This window comes from Nocardia sp. NBC_00403 (assembly GCF_036046055.1).
GTDB lineage: Bacteria > Actinomycetota > Actinomycetes > Mycobacteriales > Mycobacteriaceae > Nocardia.
Map to the genome: position 1 here is coordinate 5,810,783 of NZ_CP107939.1, position 15,535 is coordinate 5,826,317.

The following is a 15,535-nucleotide window of genomic DNA, read 5'->3' on the forward strand; positions in this document are numbered from 1 at the left end:
TGGCATGATCGCGGTGTGAACCTACGATTCGGTATTCAGTTGGCACCGACGGTGACCGAGCTGCCGCAGCTACGCGCGATGGCCAAGGTGGCGGACCGGGAAGGCCTGGATCTGCTCGGCATCCAGGATCATCCGTACTCGGGCGGGCTGGCCGATACGTTCGCGGTGATCGCCACGGTGCTGGCGGAAACCGAACGGCTGCGGGTGTTTCCGGATGTGGCCAGCCTGCCGTTGCGCGGGCCCGCGATGCTCGGGAAGCAGAGCGCGACCTTGGATCTGCTCAGCGGCGGGCGATTCGAACTCGCTTTGGGAGCGGGCGCGTTCTGGCCCGCGATCGGCGCCATGGGCGGCCCAGTGCGGTCGAATCCCGAAGCGCTCCAGGCGCTCGAGGAGGCCACCGCGATCATCCGGGCCATGTGGCGGCCGGGGACGAAGGCGAAAGTCGAAGGCACGCACTACACCGTGAAGGGCGTGCAGTCCGGACCCGCGCCCGCGCATCCGGTCGGGATCTGGTTCGGCAGCGTCGGCCCGAAGGCCAACGCCCTCACCGGGCGTATCGCCGACGGGTGGGCCGCGCCCATCCCGCACTATCTACCGTACGAGAAATGGCAAGCGACACAGGACATCATCTCTGCCGCCGCGATCGACGCGGGACGTAACCCGGCCGACATCACCCGGATGGCACAACTCGTCGGAACGATCACCGACACTCCGGGGCCGGTCACACTGCGCGGTGAGGAACCGATTCGCACCGACGCCGCGGGCTGGGCCCGCATTCTGGTCGATCTCGCCATCGAGACCGGCTTCGACACCTTCGTATACTGGCCGGAATCCGCCGACGATACCCAGCTTCGCCGCTGGATCGGTGACGTCATTCCTTCCACCCGAGCCTTGTGCGCCTGACCATCCCATGTGCCGCACCCGGCATTCGGTTTCCTACGTTGGACACATCGATACGACACCACCCTCGGCGGCACACCTGCCGGGGTGGTGTCGAATTGGCGGCCGAAACCGACGTTGTCGCCGAGCGCGGGCGAGTGACGACGTCGCCCGCGCGCCCAGGTGGTCATTACCGTGAACGCGGTGAGCCCTGGCCAAAGCGCGGATCCGGTTGTGCGGCGCCGCTGGTTGGTTCAGGTGGCAGGCGGGGGTGTCCAGCGCCGTGTGCGTGGGAGTGTGGACGAGACGCCGAAGTCTTGTTTGAGGTGTTCCGGGATGGCGTATTGCATGACGCGGCCGCGGGTCAGGGAACTGAGTTCGAAGCGGGTGGTGAGGTGGCCGAGGCGGTCCAGCGCCCATGCGCCCAGCGGGGATTTGTCCTCGATGGTTTCGAGGACTCCGAGCAGGCCGGGCACGGTTTTGACGGCGGTATCCCAAGCGGTGCGGGGTACTTGGAGCCAGTCAGCGCTCGTGTCGCCGATCAGGTAGCGGATGAGGGCGGAGACGACGGGGTCGAAGAGGGTGCCAGGGACAACCTCCTCGTAGAGGTCGATGAGTTGGCGGGTGAGGTGGACGCCTTCGTCGCTGGGACCCATGTAGCGGGTCAGGTAGGTGTCGAGGAATTCTCGGCCGGATTCGAGGTCTTTGGGCGCGTGCGCTTGGTCGACGCCGAGCATTGCGCCGACTACCCGCCATGCGTAGTAGTACGCCTCGGCCCCGTCGACGCTCATGTGGATGTTGAGCCGATGCAGACTGTCGAGGACGAGGATGGAGAACAGCATTTGGCCGCCGATCAAGTCTTCCTGGCAGATCGGCGTGCCGAGGGTGTCGGTGTCCCAACGGTTTTCCCTGGAGAGGTGGTGGCGGATCGATGCGTGCAGCAGCCGGACTTTCTGGACGGCGGGGATGAAGCGGCTGCCTGCTTCGAAGGCGTCGGGCTGCATCAGGTAGACGGTGAACTGCCCGGTCTCGGCCATGCGTTTGGAGGGGTACTCCAGGGAGTGCGTGGCCGACAGCAGTTTCGCGATATGCGGGACGAGGTAGCAGGCGGGCATAGCGGCAAAGGACAGAGCCGTGGAGATGTGCACGTTGTTGTCGATGAAGAACAGCCGGGCCTTCTCCATCTCACCCCAGTCCACCCAGGAGGGCGGAGCGCTGGTTTCGTGCAGGTATTCGCGGGCGATATCGGGCAGACCGTCGGGTAGGGGCGCGCCATGGGTGGAGACGTAGCGCATGAGGGTGTTGAACGTGCCGACCTCGCCACGTTCGAACAACGTGGCCACCGTTGAGTCGGCGAGTTCGTCACCATATTGCCGCAGTGCGTCCATCGACGTGTGGGTGTAGGTCACCATGACTCCTTGTGTCGACGGCGAGACGGTGGAAGTGCTTCTGCCGCAAGGTCAATGCCTGCGTGTGGTGGCGGCGTGCGCGAGCTCGGTCAGAGCTCGGGCGGCGGGCGGCGGAACATCCAGGCCGACCAATACGTGTGCGGCCTCCTCGACCCGCTTGCCGATCATCCGTTCGATCAGTTCGGGAGATCCGACAAGGCTCATCAGCTCGCGCATCTCCTGGAGATCATCGGGACCGAGATCGGGTCGATCCAGCAAGGTGTGCAACTGTTTTCGTTGTCTGCGATCGGCGGCCCGCCAAGTCTCGGCGAGCAGGGCGGTCGGACGGCGGGCGCGGAGGTCATCGAGGCTCGCCTTGCCGGTCCGGGCCGGATCGCCGAACAGGCCGAGCAGATCGTCGCGCAGCTGAAACGCCTCGCCGAGCGGTAATCCATACGCGGAGAACGCTTTCAGCAGCCGGGGATCGGCGCCGGCCAGCGCGCCGCCGATGAGCAACGGCTGTTCGACGGTGTACTTCGCCGTCTTGTACCGGACCACCTTCAACGATTCTGCGGTGTCCGGTGCCGCGCCGGTGCAGAGAATCTCCAAGCACTCACCTGCGATCAACTCCCGCGCCAGCGCCGCCCACAGTGGACGCGCGCGCGATAGATACGCCGCAGGCAGTCCGCTGAGAATGAACAACTGCCCGGCCGACGCCATCAACAGATCCCCGACCAGCATGGCGAGGGCCCTGGCAGACTTCTTGGTGTTCGGGCGCCCGCGCAACGGTGTGCGCAGAGCGATCTGTGCGGTGGGCAGGCCGTGCCGCAGCGGGCTGTCGTCGATGATGTCGTCCTGCACGCTGGCCGCCGCGTGCACCAACTCCATCGCCGCCGCGGCCCGCACGAGCGCGTCACTGTCCGGTTGTCCCGCTGCCCGCCAGCCCCAGTAGCAGAACGCCGCCCGCAACCGTTTGCCGTGCGTTGTCGCCACCACGATCTGATCGGCCACCGGCCGCAGTTGCGGGTCGACCGCCAGGAGTTGGTCATTCTCCTGTGCGACGAACTGCTCGAGTGTGGTGTCGATGCGGGCCTTGAACGCAGCGGGGTCGTATCGGTCAGACATCGCGCGAGGCAGCACGTCGCGCCGCAGCCCGCTGAGCGAGGATCTCCAGGTGGGCCGGAGGAGCGGTGGCATACCGGTCCAATGCCAGCCTGCCGCGCGCCTTCAGATCCGCGTCCGCCTCACCGGCCAGTGCCACCAGGTCCGACCGCCGCAGTAGTCCCCACATACGGCCAACCATCGGTCCGACGCGGCTGAGTGTCAGTTCGGCTAGACCGGCCGCTAAAAGCAGGGCGTCCTCGCCACGAGATCCGGGATGATCCGACTTTTGCGACATGCGACCACGCCTCCATCCACACGACCGGTACCTGACGCCGTGCGGTCCCGAGAACAGGATGGAATGGCCCGGCCAACACAGTGTGACACCGGCTCCACTCGGACACGCCGAGAATCTTGGCACAACAGCGAAGCAGATTCTCGCCCATCACCCAAGATCAGCAGGCTAGCGAAGACTCGGAACCACCCCCACGGTGCCACTAGGAGAACCGCGAACGCCGAGGTGTACCAGCACATTTCGTCCGGCTGGCCCGCAAGCTCGCGGATGGTCTTGACAGCTACGGGAATCCGGCTTCATCTCGAGCACCCCGAGCTGGCAGCACCCAAGATGCCGAGGCACCAAAATTGGCTGATACCAACATCTTCCGCGCCAGTGTGGTGTCAAATTGCCATTGATCGACCTTTGTTCGATGTAACCAGTCAGGAGTGCCCGCGTGCCACGTGAAATCGATTCGGCTGTCTTCCCGCATCTGGATGCGGACTTGGACCGCGTCCGTGACGTTCTCGGCCCCGTGCAATTGGAGGGCAGGCCCGAACTGGCCGCACTCACCGACGAAGGGCCCGACACCTCTCGCCGTCTGGTCCGCCCTACGTTGACCTTGTTGTCGTACTACCTGCTGACCGATCCCGCGGTCCCGGCCGAGGACCGGGTGGTGCGCGCCGCTGCTGCCGTCGAGTTGCTCCATCTGGGTTCGCTTTACCACGACGACGTCGTCGATCACGCGTACGAGCGTCGAGGCCGTCCCAGCGCCAACGCGGTGTGGGGTTCGCATATGGCCGTATTGGGTGGAGACTCCGTGATACTCACGAGCGTGCGCATGCTGGCCGAACTCGGCCAGCGCGAAGTTCTCGCGGGGGCGAGCGCGGGTGAGCAGATGTGCGCGGGCATGGTGATCGAGGCCGCCGACCTCTACGTAGCCTCCCGCAGCGAGCAGTCCTACCTGGACGCGATCGACGGCAAGACCGCGGCGGTGCTGTCGCTGGCATGCCGGGTGGGCGCGATGCAGGCCGGCCGCCACGAGGATGAAGAAGAGGCGTTGGCCCGGTTCGGTCGACACTTCGGGCTGGCCTACCAGCTGTATGACGACATCCTCGACCTGACCTCGACCGCCGAAGAAACGGGCAAGCCCGTCAACGCGGATCTGCCCGAAGGCATCTACACACTGCCCGTGATCCGCGCCGCTGCCCGCGACCAGGACCTTGCCAACATGCTGCGCAGAACAATGACGCGTGAGCAAGCCGTACATGCCCAAGAGCTCGTCGTCGCCTCCGGCGCCGTGGACGAAGCACAAGCGAGGGCCGATGAATTCATGGACCAGGCCGCCGGCCAGCTCGCCGCCCTGCCCGTTGCACTGAGCGCCCGCCACGCAATGACCGCCTACGCCCGGTCCATACTCGACCGGCGAACTCCTGGCCCCGCGGTCCACCGGCAGTCGACACAGCCACCCGGGGCTCACAGCGATGCGCTCCCGCCGCAGGTCGCGCAACGGTTGAGGAGCTGGATGGTGGACACCGGCCTTGTCGTCTCCCCGGGCGAGGCCGACTACCACCGGTGGACAGGAGCGATCCGGATCCCGCGACACTGGGCCCCAGCAGTGGACCCGGCTGTTGAACAGACCGCCTACCGCATGGCCGTGCTGCTCCTTGCGTGGGACGACCTGTTCGAGGATCCGCAGCTGACCGACCCGGAAGCCGTGACCGCGCTGAGGCGTGGCATGGTGGCAACACTGCGCCAGGACCCGGAGAAGCCGTGGAGGCCCGGCGCGATCCCGACGTCGTGGGCGAGTTTGTGGCCGCGGCTGCGCGAGGGCCGGAGCGCCCGCTGGCAGGAGCGGTTCCTCGACGGCCTCGAGGAGTGGTGCGAAGCCTGCGAACGCGAAGCGCACCACCGCATCAACGGCTACATCCCGCCCACGGCCGACTACCTGCCGCTGCGGATGTCGACCAGCGGGATCGAAACCGCCCTCGCCTGCATGGAGGTGCACCAGGGCCGGGAACTGCCGCCGAAGCTGCGCAACCACCCGGTGATCCGCCGTCTCGAGGAACTCGCCTTCTGGGTGACCTTCGTGGAGAACGACCTGGTGGGATTGGATCAGGACGAGGCCGACCAAGTCCCCTACAACCTGGTGCGGGCGGTCCGTCACGAGACCGGCTGCACCCGCCGCGAAGCCGTCGAGCAGCTGCAGCGCCAGGTGGCGGATCAACGCGCCCAGCTCGAGGCGCTGATCCGCTACGTCCCCGCGCTCCTGCGCGTGCTTCCCGGACTGTCGGGCCAGGGGAAGGACTACGCGGAGATATACAGGAACATGACGAACGTGGGGCTCTGGGCGCGTGAGAGCGATCGGTACGAGCAAACCTCGTCTTCCGCGGCGCCGGACTTGGAACGCTTGCGCCGTGAGATCTACTACCCGGCCACCCAACCGGCCCCTATCGCGCCGTAAGCCACCGCAATCGGCAAAGCAGGGTGTCCCGCGCGATACACCGTGATGGTCGCGCGGGACGCCCTCTCAGTGCTTCGTCGGCTGTCCGGACTTCGTCGGTCCGGGGAGGCGGATCCACATCGTGGGTCGCAGCGACGAGCGGGTGCGCAGATGGAAAGCGACCAGCCCGAGCAGGGCGCTCGCGGTGAACCAAACCACTTGCACGGCGAAACCCGCGAATGAGGTGGTGTCGGAGAAACCGGCCGCGGTCGAAGCCTGCATCGCCCCGTAGGAGGGCAGCCAGCGCACGAAGTCGCTGTCCGCCCCAGCGCTGGCGATGGGGTTCTGCACCGCCAGGTCGAAGCAGGTGATCATCGCGATGGCGAACATCCCCTCCACCTCGCGGCGCAGCAGGGCCCCGAGACCGACACCCAGCGCCCCGTAGGTCATCGCCGCACCGAAAAGCGCCGCAGCGAGCTGGACAGGCCGGCGAGGCGACCAGTAGCAGCAGATCACCGCGGTGGCGTACGCGCAGACCACCACCGAGGCCACCACCAGGCAGGCAATCTTCGCCAGCCCCAAAGCAACCCGGGGATACCCGGCCATCGACAGACGCCGGTCGAATGCTCCGCTGCTGAACGTTGCCGCGAACATCATGAACCCGATGATCAAGCAGACCGCCGTCAGCGCACCACTGATCTGAGCGAGCTCATTGCCGTTGGCACGCAACACCAGACCGGTGCCGCGAAGCCGGAACGGCACCTCGATATCGGTGACGGCCACGCGCACCAGAGTGATCGAGGCGGGGATGAAGGCAGCCACCAGCAGCATGGCGAACCGGTTACGAGCATGCTCGATGAGGCCGTAGCGCGTGGCGATCAGAAACAGCCGCACACCCTCGCTCATCCGGCCTTCTCCTGTCTGCTGTGTAGGACACCCTCGTGCAACCGCCACACCTGATCCAGCTTGTCGGTGTCGTGGGCCAGATGCGAGACGATCAGAACCGACCGGCCGGTGTCACGGAACTCGGCGACCAGATCCCAGAAACGCAGATACGTCTCCCAATCGAAACCCTGATACGGCTCATCGAGCAGCAAAACCTGCGGATCATGCATCACCGACAACGTCAAGTTCAGCTTCTGCCGCGTGCCGCCGCTCAACGTCGCGACCCGCTCACCGGCATAGTCGGAGAAACGCAAGATCTCCATGGTCGCCTCGGCCCGCCGCAAGTCCGGGATCGCATAGGCCGCTGCGAAGAAATCCAGGTGCTGACGAACCGTGAACGCATCGTTCAACACCACCTGCTGCGGGCAGTAACCGAACCGCCCACGATGCCGGACCACCCCCCGATCCGGTCGCAGCCCCCCGGAGAGGACCTTCAACAACGTCGACTTGCCCGCGCCGTTCTCACCAACGATCCCCACCAACATTCCGGCCGGCAACACGAGGTCGATACCACGCAACACCGATCGCCTGCCATATGAATGGTGGACGTCCTCCACTTCCATCAACGCCCCTTACCTGCCATCGACCCAGGAGCCCGGCAACCGCCCGAATGCTACCAACAAACAACGAAAGCCCATGCCAGGACGGCCAATTCGCGGCACGCACGCCGCCGACAGGGTGGCCGGCCGCCCAGGATGTTGGATTTCAGCTCCAGCTAGTGGGCTTCGATCGATGACCCGGCGCGAACGCACACGTCAACTCTCCCAACACATCCGGCTTGACATCCGACCCAAGCCGCTTACTGAGCGGGATTGGCCGAGTCGTATGCTTCCGACGCCAGCCGCGGACGCCACCGGCCGTTCTCCGGAACAGCCCCGGTCGCAGCGGCCTCTTCTCTTCAACCCAAGTGACACAGCAGCCGCGGCTACCGGCAGCTCACGACGGCCGCACTGCCGGGGTGCCCAATCCCGCATAGCCAGGGAGGGCTTTCGGTGATGCCCCCCGGCAGGGCCACTGTCGCAGAGGTCATCGGTGTAGCGCGCCAACGCCACTGCGGCGGCTATGTGCGGCAGGCTCTCCGGCGGAGCCAAGACCCACAGCGGCCCCCAGCCCTCGAAATGCCTGGGCAGGAGATACCGCGCTGCAGCCGAAAAATCGGCACGCGCCGTGTCGCCCCGTACCCCTGCTGCATCCAGACAACGTCGCCACGTCCGCATGGACACGCCCCTAAGATTGGCTGTTACGCAAAGGAATTCGACTGCACCCCTGCATTCCCACCGGCAGTGTGGATCAAGGATGTTTCCGGCCCAACGCGCTGAACGAGATTCAGCGCGGAGAAGGCTTTTTGAGCCGTAACACCCTCCGTCTGGCCACACGCGAGGGACTGGGATGCATTGCGCCACAACGTGAACCGCTCTACACCGCGCACCCACCGCCGCCCTTAGCATGACTCTTCTCGCGACTGCTTCGAGCCCACCAGCACGCATCTGTGGGTGCCTCAGTCGGATGATGTGGTTGGGCTCCTGGGTGTGCGAAGGGTCCGGCGGACGGTGTTGCGGAGCCAGTGGTGGGCTCCGTCGGCTGTGTGTCGGGGGTGCCAGGCCATGCTGATGGTCAGTGGCGGCAGTGCCAGGGGGATGTCGAGGAGGTGCAGTCCGAGGGCGGTTGCGTCGTTGGTGAGGGGCGACGGGTCGGCGCCGGGGAGTGCGGCTGGTGCGAGGCAGACGATGTCGCTGCGGGTGGTGAGGGTCATGGCGGCCAAGTGGTTGGGGAGGACGACGCTGACTCGCCGTTGGAGGTTCTGCTGGGCCAGCGCGGTGTCGAGTGGGCCGGTGCACCGGCCACGGCGGCTGACCGCGACGTGTTGGGCGGCAGCGAGCCGGGCCGGGGTCAAGGGTTCTTCGGTGAGGTGGTGGCCGGGCCGGACGGCCGCCACCATGCCCGTGAACTGCCGTTTCGGCCCGAGGTGACACGGAGTCAGAGGCGTGTCAGCACGGTGACGGTCCGGTGTCAGGACGGGGGGCGATTGTGGTTTTCGTTGAACGCCACACCAGAGACGAGGAACCATGAAAACCCAACCCCCACTCGCGATCACGGCGACCAGGACGCGCATCGACGGCGTGCACCAGCTCCCGGTCCTCCCCGGCAAGGCCGAGGATGAGGTTCCAGAAACAACCAGGGGCACCAAAGACAACAGCGCCCGGATACCGCGGGTCTTCCGGCGGGTGGCGGTCACGGCGCTGGCGGCCACGCTGCTGACCGGGGCAGCCGCACTTGGGCCGGCCACCGCGGACAACCCAGCAGTGCCGGATGCCCCAGCCGGGCAGGATCGCCCGGAGCTGCAGCAGGCCATCCAGGAGATCGTCGATGCCGGTATCACCGGGGTGCAGCTGCGCGTGCACGATCAGCGAGGCGAGTGGGTCGGCAGCGCCGGGGTGCGCGAGCTGGGCCAGGCCGCGAAGCCGCCTACGGACGGGCGGTTCCGGATCGGCAGCGCCACCAAGACCTTCTACTCGACCGTGGTGCTGCAACTGGTGGCCGAGGGCAAGATCGGGCTGGACGCCCCGGCAGCCGACTACCTTCCCGAGTTCGGGCTGGACCGGCGGATCACGGTGCGGATGCTGTTGCAGCACACCAGCGGGTTGTTCAACTACACCGGCGAGTACTACCCCGACGGGACGGTCGCGGCGGGGATCGTCTGGCAGGGCAAAGCCTGGGTGGACAACCGATTCCACACCTATCCACCGGAGGAGTTGGTGCGGCTGGCGTTGGCCAAGCCGACGCGGTTCGAGCCGGGGACGGACTGGAGTTATTCCAACACCAACTACGCGCTGGCCAGACTGCTGATCGAAAAGGTCACCGGCAGCTCGTACGCCGACGAGATACAGCGGCGGATCCTGCGGCCGCTCGAGCTGTCGGACACTGTGGTGCCTGGCGCCTCGCCGGAGATCGCCGAGCCGCACGCGCACGGCTACTACAAGTACGAAGACGGCGGGCAGTGGAAGACGGTCGACGTCACCCGTCAGAACCCCTCCTGGATCTCCGCCGGCGGCGACATGATCTCGACCACCGAGGATCTCCACACGTTCTTCTCCGGGCTGCTGGGCGGGAAACTCCTCCCGGCCGCGCTGCTGGCCGAGATGAGCAAGGGGCACCCGACGCCCGACCCGAAGATGAGCTATGGCCTCGGGCTGGAGGTGCGGACCGTGGACTGCGGCGGCACCGTCCTGTCCTCCGACGGCGGCGTCCAGGGCTACGGGACGCTGTTGCGCAGCACGGCCGATGGCAGTAGGACCCTGGAGGCCTCGCTGACCTACGTGGACGCTGATCAACAGCACGCCCCGGTGGAAGCGCAGCTGAATGCGGTACAGAGGCTCACCAACGAGGGGTTCTGCGGCGGGCAAGCCGCGGGCTGACGAGGCCGAACCGGCTCAGCCGACGGGCAACATCATCATTCGCCACGCCGCTGCCGCCTGACACACCCCGGCTCCACACACCAGCACCAGCGGCAGCAACCCCTGGGGCCTGTCCACGGACACCGCTCAGCGGCTGGACTCGGGCCTTCGACACCCGAGACGGTCGGCCGCCGAGTTCTGCCCGGCTGGGTGGGCACTTTCCGATTCATCTCACGCACCCATTCGCCAACAGCTCTAGGAACTCTTGTCATGCGCGCCTTCGAAGACACTCGACCGAACCGAATAGTCCAGCGGCTGCTGAACGACCGCCACTCCCTGCCACTGTCGATCGTGTTGCACCTTGTCCCCGGCGCCCTGATCGTCGCCGCCTACCTGCTCATCGGCGAACCACTCGCCAACACCATTGGATATCCGACCCTCATAGGCTGGGCGATCGCTCTATGTCTGGTTCTCATACCGATCCTGTCGGGGCTACTGTGGCTGGGCCGCAAGCACAACGGCCACATCTCGCTACGCGGCGTGCTGCACTACACCGACAAGCCGCTCCCGCGCGGGAACCTCGTGGCGATGGTCATCGGGCTCATCGTGTGGATGATGGTGGTGGGGTTCGCGCTGGCACCGATGAACAACTTCTTCAAAGACTTCTTCACATGGCTCCCGTACGCAGACACAGGCGGCAGCGTTACCGCATACCTCGACGGATACTCGCACTCGATCATGCTCACCACGATGGTGATCTGCCTGCCACTGACCGGAATCTCCCTCCCGCTCATCGAGGAGCTCTACTTCCGCGGTTTCCTGCTGCCCCGCATCTCCCACCTCGGCGCTTGGGCGCCGGTGCTCAGCACGGTCCTGTTCGCGCTCTATCACTTCTGGTCACCGTGGATGTTCGTGTCGCGGGTGATCTTCACCTTCCCCGGGTTCTGGTTCGCCTGGCGGAACAAGGACATCCGGCTCTCGATCGGGATGCACGTCGGCGTCGACTCGATCCTGGCGACGCTCGGCACCATCGCCCTGGCGCTGAACCTCATCTAAGACTCGGCACGCCGCCAGCCGAAACCGCACGAAATCTCGGCGATCGTGAACCGATAACTACTCCGCCGTCGGCGTGGCCGTGCTGACGTTGCCGATCGCCTACGTGTTCTCCAGCACCGACATCCCGTTCGTCGTCAACGACGCCGGAAGCAAGGCGGCCGCCGTCCTTCGGCGACCGGGCCTAGGCCGGAACGATCGGGGTCTTGTGCTGGGCGGTGTTCATCGCCGCGTTCTGGCAGCCCGCCCGCAACACCATCGCGTTTCGCTCACCGCCGTTGCCACTGCCCTGATCACCGCCACCGTCGGCCTTGCCGCCACTGCTCAGGCCGCCCCGCCGTCGAGTCAGCCCCCGCGGCCATCGGTTACACCGCCGGCACCGAGGACAAGTCGGCCACCATTACCGTCGAGGACGGCACGCTCGCGGTCGAGGACAGCACGCTCGAGATCAAATCCACCGACGGTTCGGTGATCGCGGGAACCGAATTATCCTTCCGCGGTCGTTCGTGGGGAGGATTTCTGGGCTCAGTCCGAGCAGGTGTCCGGTGTATCGCCACAGTTGGTAGGCCGCGTCCTTGTCTTGGCGAGTGAAATATATTCCGAGAGCTTGTGATCCAGCGATGTGTGCCCACACTGGACGCGATCATGAACCATGGAAAATACCGGGGTGTCCAACAGTCGAACTGCCGAACACGTTTCGACACAGGCGAACTGATCCAAGCGACCGGTGCTCGACGAATCCGACGTCGGCCAGGCGCGGGTGTTCTACGACTTGCTCAACAATGAGGCCGCGGCCCTGGCCACCACCGTCCAAGCCTTGACAATCAGGCGCGGCGAGTTCCGATCGACTGCCGAAGCGCAGCTCTACCGCCGAGAGCTGAACGAGGTTTGCCGGTGCCTCGATCAGCTCCGAAATAGATTCCCGCAGCTCGACTTCAGCGCCGATTAGGCGAGCTCGACGCTATGCGCTCGACCGAGAACTTGTGCGCGCCACGCTTTGGCCTGCTTCCTCTCGAATGAATTGACCCGCCTGCTGCAATGCGTCGGATGCTTCGGGCAGGAAAGACCAGAAGATGTGGAAGTTGTGGGTCTCGACCGGGTAGAGCTGAAGACGGACATCGACACCGTGTTCGCGAGCGTGGTCGACGAGTTGGTGGGCATCGACGAGATGGGGGTCGCCGGTGCTCGCCTGCACCAGCATCGGCGGCATGCCGGTCAGGTCGGCCAACAGCGGGTTGACGACCGGATCGTCGTCCGGGTGACCGGCCAGGTAGTCGCCGACGATGCGCCTGCGGAACTGGCTCGCCGAGACGGTGTCCGCCTGCGCCTGCTGCGATCGTGCCACCTCCTCGTGGCAGTGCAGATCTATTCCAGGGCAGAGCATTACCGTGGCAGCGGGCATCGGTAGCTGCTGTTGTTCGAGGCGTGTCAGCGTGGACATCACCAGGTGCGCGCCGACAGAGTCGCCCACGATGGCGATCCGGTCGGGTTCGGTGCCACCGTCGAGCAGCCATAGGTAGGCGCGCAGCGCGTCGTCGATGGCCGCGGGGAACGGATGCTCTGGCGCCAAACGGTAGTCCGGCAGGAGGGTGGTGGTGTTCGCAGCGGCGGTGAGAGCACCGGCCAGCGAACGATATCCGAACGCGGATCCGGCGATATAGCCACCGCCGTGCAGGTACAGCACGGTGATGTCGGCGGGCTGCTGCGGCCTGAGCAGCAGGCTGGACACCCCGTCCGCGGTGATAGGCCGCACAGAAACCTCCGGCGGCGGTGGAAACTGCGCGTGCAACTCTTCGTATGCGTCACGGAGCACTGGCAATTCGGGATCGGGATCCCCGAGCGGCTCCCAGTACTTGGAGATCCGTGCCAACAGCTCACCGCCGACCGATCGGGTCGCCACTACCGCTTCGTCCACGTCACCGAGGATCCGCCTGGCCCGTTCGAGCAACGCGTCGCCCGCGACTGTGAGCTCGACCTGATGCGTGGTGCGGCGCAACAGATCACAGCCGACGAGGCGCTCGAGCGAACGGATTTGCCTGCTGAATGCGGGCTGCGATATATGCAGCTTGGCCGCGGCCCTGCCGAAATTCAGTTCGTCGGCCACGGCGACAAACGACCGAAGGTGGCGCAACTCGATCGCGTCCGGCGCTTTCGGCATATGTGACAGCGTCCCCGCCGCATCCTCGCTGCTCATGACATGCAGTATCGTCTATTGCCATCCGTGGGTGGTTATGTCGCTGACGCAAGACTGCCATGCCCATTCGGACCTTCCTTCTCGCCCACACCGGATGCGAACGTTGTCGGGTGACATCTTCACCAACCGTTTGCCGGGCAGCCGAGGTGCGGCTGCGCCGCACCATCGGATCCCGTAGCACTCGGATCTATTGGCCCTCCCCCACCGGGCCACCGCGGCCGCTGCTGGCGCTGTTCGACATCGGCGCGCCGAGCGACACCGCGGATTTCGACGTCCACTGCCGGAATATCTGCAGCGCATCCGATTTCATCGTCTTGTCGGTGCGCTACGCACCCGCGTCCCGGAGCTTTCGGTCGGACATCGTGCCGGACGCGTTGAGCGTGCTGCAGTGGGCCGCCGATCATGCCGCGGAGCTGAACGCGGACCCGGCTCGGTTGCTCGTCGGCGGCGAGCACGCGGGTGGCCCGCTCGCCGCCGCCGTCGGCGAGCTCGCCCACGAGCAAGGGTGGCCGCCGATCCTCCGAATCCATGACCTACGACAACTCAGGAGAACCCCATGAACAACCGCACCGTCCGACGCAGTGTTCTGATCTCCGGCGGCAGCATCGCCGGGCTGACGCTCGCGTATTGGCTGCGCCGCTATGACTTCGACGTCACCGTGGTCGAGCGAGCTCCCACACCGCGCCCCGGCGGGCAGGCCGTGGATCTACGCGGCGTCGCCAAAGAAGTCGCCGAGCGGATGGGCATCATGCCGGAGATCGATCGGGCGCGCGTCCACGAGAATGGGCTGGCCTATGTCGATAAAACCGGCGCATGGAGCGCGAGAATGCCTGCCGAGCTCTTCGACGGCGAAGGCGCGGTGGCGGGGATCGAGATCCTGCGCGGCGATCTGACCGAAATCCTCTACGCGGCCGCACAATCGGGTGTCGAATATATCTTCGACGACACGATCACCGGTATGCGTGAAGTGTCGGATGGCGTTGTGGTCTCCTTCCGGCACCGCGCATCACGCGTATTCGATGTGGTCGTCGGCGCAGACGGTCTGCACTCAACCGTCCGCAAGCTGGCTTTCGGGCCCGAGGCCGACTTCGTCCATCATCTCGGCGCGTACATGGCCTACTTCACCGTCCCGGTGGACGGGCTCGGGCTCACGGATTGGTTCCAGCTGCACAACGCACCCGGCGGCAAGCTCGTGGCCGTCCGGCCCGAAGGACCGTCCACCGCCAAGGCGATGTTCGGTTTCAAGGCAACGGATTTGGTCTACGATCGGCACGACGTCGAGGGGCAGAAGCGGATCCTGGCCGAGACGTTCGCCGAAATGGGCTGGCTCGCACCGCGATTGCTGGCCGGAATGGAGCACGCGCCGGATTTCTTCTTCGATACCATCAGCCAGACCCGAATGGACGATTGGTCGCGTGGGCGGATCGTGCTGGTCGGCGACGCGGGCTACTGCGGATCACCACTCTCGGGCAATGGCACCGCCATGGCGATGGTCGGCGCGTATGTCCTCGCGGGCGAACTCGCCCGGTCTCGAGGCGATCATCACGCTGCATTCACCGGGTATCAGCAGCAGCTGCGGCCGTATGTCACCGAGTGCCAGAAGCTGCCGCCCGGCGGCGTCAACGGGTTCCTCCCCAGCAGTCGCGCCGCCATCCGGATGCGCAACCTGTCGGTGCGGATGTTCACCTCGACGCCGCTGCGCGGATTGATGGCCAAGTCCATGCAGAAGGCCGATTCCATCGTCTTGACGGATTACACCGTGTTCGAGCCTGCTCGACAGCCTGCAGCCTCGAACATCCCACCAACGTCTTCTTGAAAGAAGACATGCTCATCGACCCCATCGACAACTGGCTCGCAGAGGTG

Annotated in this window: 15 protein-coding genes; 7 read left to right on the forward strand and 8 right to left on the reverse strand. The window is 65.8% G+C overall.

Features of this window, described 5'->3' with window-relative positions:
* Nucleotides 1-15 precede the first annotated feature (15 nt).
* Entirely contained in the window at nucleotides 16-903 is an 888-nt protein-coding gene (locus OHQ90_RS25875; protein ID WP_328401712.1) for an LLM class flavin-dependent oxidoreductase, read from the forward strand.
* Between the two features lie 230 nt (nucleotides 904-1,133).
* On the opposite strand, the gene OHQ90_RS25880 is transcribed toward OHQ90_RS25875, so the two are convergent.
* Genes OHQ90_RS25880 through OHQ90_RS25890 form a run of 3 tightly spaced genes read right to left on the reverse strand, consistent with a single transcriptional unit; the run spans nucleotide 1,134 to nucleotide 3,666 of the window.
* Nucleotides 1,134-2,291: an oxygenase MpaB family protein gene (locus OHQ90_RS25880; RefSeq protein ID WP_328401714.1), complete on the reverse strand. Its 1,158-nt coding sequence runs from the start codon at nucleotides 2,289-2,291 to the stop codon at nucleotides 1,134-1,136.
* Between the two features lie 48 nt (nucleotides 2,292-2,339).
* Nucleotides 2,340-3,392: a polyprenyl synthetase family protein gene (locus OHQ90_RS25885; RefSeq protein ID WP_328401716.1), complete on the reverse strand. Its 1,053-nt coding sequence runs from the start codon at nucleotides 3,390-3,392 to the stop codon at nucleotides 2,340-2,342.
* Nucleotides 3,385-3,666 (reverse strand): hypothetical protein, encoded by a 282-nt coding sequence (locus tag OHQ90_RS25890; protein ID WP_328401718.1) that lies wholly within the window; start codon nucleotides 3,664-3,666, stop codon nucleotides 3,385-3,387. Before OHQ90_RS25890 ends, OHQ90_RS25885 begins: the two co-directional genes overlap by 8 nt.
* A 433-nt stretch (nucleotides 3,667-4,099) precedes the next feature.
* On the opposite strand from OHQ90_RS25890, the gene OHQ90_RS25895 reads away from it, so the two are divergent.
* Nucleotides 4,100-6,106, forward strand: coding sequence for a polyprenyl synthetase family protein (locus OHQ90_RS25895; protein ID WP_328401720.1), 2,007 nt, complete (start codon nucleotides 4,100-4,102; stop codon nucleotides 6,104-6,106).
* A gap of 66 nt (nucleotides 6,107-6,172) precedes the next feature.
* On the opposite strand, the gene OHQ90_RS25900 is transcribed toward OHQ90_RS25895, so the two are convergent.
* The 3 genes from OHQ90_RS25900 to OHQ90_RS25910 all read right to left on the reverse strand — a co-directional run bounded on the left by OHQ90_RS25900 (nucleotide 6,173) and on the right by OHQ90_RS25910 (nucleotide 8,969).
* A complete protein-coding gene (locus tag OHQ90_RS25900; RefSeq protein WP_328401722.1) occupies nucleotides 6,173-6,991 on the reverse strand; it encodes a hypothetical protein in 819 nt (272 codons plus the stop codon).
* The gene (locus tag OHQ90_RS25905) at nucleotides 6,988-7,593 is read right to left on the reverse strand and encodes an ABC transporter ATP-binding protein (protein WP_328401724.1); all 606 of its coding nucleotides are present in this window, start codon (nucleotides 7,591-7,593) and stop codon (nucleotides 6,988-6,990) included. The genes OHQ90_RS25900 and OHQ90_RS25905 overlap by 4 nt, the downstream gene beginning before the upstream one ends.
* Nucleotides 7,594-8,528: 935 nt before the next feature.
* Complete coding sequence (locus OHQ90_RS25910) at nucleotides 8,529-8,969, reverse strand: LysR substrate-binding domain-containing protein (RefSeq protein ID WP_328401726.1); 441 nt, start codon at nucleotides 8,967-8,969, stop codon at nucleotides 8,529-8,531.
* 127 nt (nucleotides 8,970-9,096) lie between these two features.
* On the opposite strand from OHQ90_RS25910, the gene OHQ90_RS25915 reads away from it, so the two are divergent.
* Complete coding sequence (locus tag OHQ90_RS25915; protein WP_328401728.1) at nucleotides 9,097-10,446, forward strand: serine hydrolase domain-containing protein; 1,350 nt, start codon at nucleotides 9,097-9,099, stop codon at nucleotides 10,444-10,446.
* A gap of 249 nt (nucleotides 10,447-10,695) precedes the next feature.
* Nucleotides 10,696-11,481: a CPBP family intramembrane glutamic endopeptidase gene (locus tag OHQ90_RS25920; protein ID WP_328401730.1), complete on the forward strand. Its 786-nt coding sequence runs from the start codon at nucleotides 10,696-10,698 to the stop codon at nucleotides 11,479-11,481.
* A 445-nt stretch (nucleotides 11,482-11,926) separates the two neighbouring features.
* On the opposite strand, the gene OHQ90_RS39550 is transcribed toward OHQ90_RS25920, so the two are convergent.
* A complete protein-coding gene (locus OHQ90_RS39550; protein WP_442941180.1) occupies nucleotides 11,927-12,112 on the reverse strand; it encodes an oxygenase MpaB family protein in 186 nt (61 codons plus the stop codon).
* Nucleotides 12,113-12,205: 93 nt separating this feature from the next.
* Here OHQ90_RS39550 and OHQ90_RS25925 point away from each other — a divergent pair, with 93 nt between their 5' ends.
* On the forward strand, nucleotides 12,206-12,427 hold the full coding sequence (locus tag OHQ90_RS25925) for a hypothetical protein (RefSeq protein WP_328401732.1): 222 nt from the start codon (nucleotides 12,206-12,208) through the stop codon (nucleotides 12,425-12,427).
* Between the two features lie 12 nt (nucleotides 12,428-12,439).
* Here the strand turns inward: OHQ90_RS25925 and OHQ90_RS25930 are convergent, their stop codons facing one another.
* Nucleotides 12,440-13,672, reverse strand: a complete 1,233-nt coding sequence (locus OHQ90_RS25930) for an alpha/beta hydrolase fold domain-containing protein (protein WP_328401734.1) — start codon at nucleotides 13,670-13,672, stop codon at nucleotides 12,440-12,442.
* A gap of 110 nt (nucleotides 13,673-13,782) precedes the next feature.
* Here OHQ90_RS25930 and OHQ90_RS25935 point away from each other — a divergent pair, with 110 nt between their 5' ends.
* A complete protein-coding gene (locus OHQ90_RS25935) occupies nucleotides 13,783-14,232 on the forward strand; it encodes an alpha/beta hydrolase (RefSeq protein ID WP_328401736.1) in 450 nt (149 codons plus the stop codon).
* Complete coding sequence (locus OHQ90_RS25940; protein ID WP_328401738.1) at nucleotides 14,229-15,488, forward strand: FAD-dependent monooxygenase; 1,260 nt, start codon at nucleotides 14,229-14,231, stop codon at nucleotides 15,486-15,488. The genes OHQ90_RS25935 and OHQ90_RS25940 overlap by 4 nt, the downstream gene beginning before the upstream one ends.
* Nucleotides 15,489-15,535 lie beyond the last annotated feature (47 nt).

Excerpts from the sequence above, each read along its gene's own strand:
- OHQ90_RS25880 (WP_328401714.1), bottom strand. The coding sequence starts at position 2,291 with ATGGTGACCTACACCCACACGTCGATGGACGCACTGCGGCAATATGGT.
- OHQ90_RS25885 (WP_328401716.1), bottom strand. The coding sequence starts at position 3,392 with ATGTCTGACCGATACGACCCCGCTGCGTTCAAGGCCCGCATCGACACC.
- OHQ90_RS25890 (WP_328401718.1), bottom strand. The coding sequence starts at position 3,666 with ATGTCGCAAAAGTCGGATCATCCCGGATCTCGTGGCGAGGACGCCCTG.
- OHQ90_RS25900 (WP_328401722.1), bottom strand. The coding sequence starts at position 6,991 with ATGAGCGAGGGTGTGCGGCTGTTTCTGATCGCCACGCGCTACGGCCTC.
- OHQ90_RS25905 (WP_328401724.1), bottom strand. The coding sequence starts at position 7,593 with ATGGAAGTGGAGGACGTCCACCATTCATATGGCAGGCGATCGGTGTTG.
- OHQ90_RS25910 (WP_328401726.1), bottom strand. The coding sequence starts at position 8,969 with ATGGTGGCGGCCGTCCGGCCCGGCCACCACCTCACCGAAGAACCCTTG.
- OHQ90_RS25915 (WP_328401728.1), top strand. The coding sequence starts at position 9,097 with ATGAAAACCCAACCCCCACTCGCGATCACGGCGACCAGGACGCGCATC.
- OHQ90_RS25920 (WP_328401730.1), top strand. The coding sequence starts at position 10,696 with ATGCGCGCCTTCGAAGACACTCGACCGAACCGAATAGTCCAGCGGCTG.
- OHQ90_RS25930 (WP_328401734.1), bottom strand. The coding sequence starts at position 13,672 with ATGAGCAGCGAGGATGCGGCGGGGACGCTGTCACATATGCCGAAAGCG.
- OHQ90_RS25940 (WP_328401738.1), top strand. The coding sequence starts at position 14,229 with ATGAACAACCGCACCGTCCGACGCAGTGTTCTGATCTCCGGCGGCAGC.